The following is a 2500-nucleotide window of genomic DNA, read 5'->3' on the forward strand; positions in this document are numbered from 1 at the left end:
GTAAAGAGAAGATTGATTTGGTGTTGCTATTATCAGACCTGGCGATGACCTACTCTCCCGCGTCTTGAGACGAAGTACCATTGGCGCTGGGGCGTTTCACGGCCGTGTTCGGCATGGGAACGGGTGGGGGCGCCCCGCTATAGTCACCAGGTCGGAGAATAGCAACTTGAGAAGCTGGGTTTGTTTTGTCCTCACGGTTGAGCGTCCGCGCCGGCATCCTTCGGATACTGTCGGGACTAACCTCCGGACTGGGCGGGCCAAAAGGCCCGACGCGCGGTCGCGCTTGCGATGCTTCGCATCGTATTCATTTCCCTTGAGCGTATCGAGGGAAAGGAATTCGAAGCCTTTAGGCTTCGCAATGCCGACTGGCCGTCGCCGCTTGTGCGGCGCGCCGTCCGCAGCCAGCGTTTTAGCGCTGACGGCGTGAGGACTGGTATTTTGATACGCATTGATCAATGGGAACGATCAAGTCGATTGAGCGATTAGTACTGGTCAGCTTCATGCGTTACCGCACTTCCACATCCAGCCTATCAACGTGGTCGTCTTCCACGGCTCTATAGGGACTACTCGTTTTCGGGTTGGTTTCCCGCTTAGATGCTTTCAGCGGTTATCCATTCCACATATAGCTACCCTGCTGTGCCCTTGGCAGGACAACAGGTCCACCAGAGATGTGTCCACCCCGGTCCTCTCGTACTAGGGGCAGATCCCGTCAATAGTCCTACACCCACGGCAGATAGGGACCGAACTGTCTCACGACGTTCTGAACCCAGCTCACGTACCGCTTTAATTGGCGAACAGCCAAACCCTTGGGACCTGCTCCAGCCCCAGGATGCGATGAGCCGACATCGAGGTGCCAAACAACCCCGTCGATATGGACTCTTGGGGGTCATCAGCCTGTTATCCCCGGCGTACCTTTTATCCGTTGAGCGATGGCCCTTCCACACGGGACCACCGGATCACTATGACCGACTTTCGTCTCTGCTCGACTTGTCTGTCTCGCAGTCAGGCAGGCTTATGCCATTGCACTCGACGACCGATTTCCGACCGGTCTGAGCCTACCATCGCGCGCCTCCGTTACTCTTTGGGAGGCGACCGCCCCAGTCAAACTACCCACCATACACTGTCCCGGACCCGGATAACGGATCGCGGTTAGACATCCATGACGATAAGGGTGGTATTTCAAGGACGGCTCCACGAAGGCTGGCGCCTCCGCTTCAAAGCCTACCACCTATCCTACACGTGCCGACACGAATGCCAGTGTAAAGCTATAGTAAAGGTGCACGGGGTCTTTCCGTCTGACCGCAGGAACCCCGCATCTTCACGGGGAGTTCAATTTCACTGAGTCTGCGTTGGAGACAGCGGGGAAGTCGTTACGCCATTCGTGCAGGTCGGAACTTACCCGACAAGGAATTTCGCTACCTTAGGACCGTTATAGTTACGGCCGCCGTTTACCGGGGCTTCAATTCGGAGCTTGCACTCCTCCTTTTAACCTTCCGGCACCGGGCAGGCGTCAGACCCTATACGTCGTCTTGCGACTTCGCAGAGCCCTGTGTTTTTGATAAACAGTCGCTACCCCCTGGTCTGTGCCACCTCCACAAGGTTGCCCCCGTGAAGGTCACGCTTCTTCCGAAGTTACGCGTGCAATTTGCCGAGTTCCTTCAACGCAGTTCTCTCAAGCGCCTTGGTATTCTCTACCTGACCACCTGTGTCGGTTTCGGGTACGGTCTATACGGTGGAGCTATTTCCTGGAACCTCTTCGCTGCACTCCCAATCCAATAAGGAAGCACAACACACAAGATCCGTCACTACCACCAGGCCGACGAATATTAACGTCGTTCCCATCGACTACGCCTTTCGGCCTCGCCTTAGGGGCCGGCTCACCCTGCTCAGATTAACTTTAAGCAGGAACCCTTGGTCTTTCGGCGAGGGAGTCTCTCACTCCCTTTATCGTTACTCATGTCAGCATTCTCGCTTCCGATACCTCCAGGAGCCCTTACGGGTCTCCCTTCGCAGGCTTACGGAACGCTCCGCTACCGCTTGGCAATGCCAAGCCCTCAGCTTCGGTGTATGGCTTTAGCCCCGTTACATTTTCGGCGCAAAGACCCTTATTTAGACCAGTGAGCTGTTACGCTTTCTTTAAATGATGGCTGCTTCTAAGCCAACATCCTGGTTGTTTTGGGATCCTCACATCCTTTCCCACTTAGCCATAACTTGGGGACCTTAGCTGGAGGTCAGGGTTGTTGCCCTCTCCACGACGGACGTTAGCACCCGCCGTGTGTCTGCCGAGCAGTACTCTCTGGTATTCGGAGTTTGGTTAGGATCAGTAAGGCGGTGAGCCCCCATAGCCCATCCAGTGCTCTACCCCCAGAGGTATTCACTCGACGCTCTACCTAAATAGATTTCGCGGAGAACCAGCTATTTCCGAGTTTGATTGGCCTTTCACCCCTAGCCACAAGTCATCCCGATCTATTGCAACAGATATGGGTTCGGTCCTCCAGTT

At 55.2% G+C, this 2500-nt stretch carries 2 rRNA genes (1 of these 2 cut by a window edge); both read right to left on the reverse strand.

Going from position 1 to position 2500, the window contains the following annotated elements:
• Nucleotides 1–36: 36 nt before the first annotated feature.
• A 5S ribosomal RNA gene (gene rrf / locus AAFN47_RS27885) occupies nt 37–151 on the reverse strand.
• A 310-nt stretch (nt 152–461) separates the two neighbouring features.
• Nucleotides 462–2500: ribosomal RNA gene (locus tag AAFN47_RS27890) — 23S ribosomal RNA — on the reverse strand; it runs 997 nt beyond the window's last position.

It is taken from the genome of Hoeflea sp. CAU 1731 (genome assembly GCF_039888615.1).
Classification (GTDB): Bacteria; Pseudomonadota; Alphaproteobacteria; order Rhizobiales; family Rhizobiaceae; genus Flavimaribacter.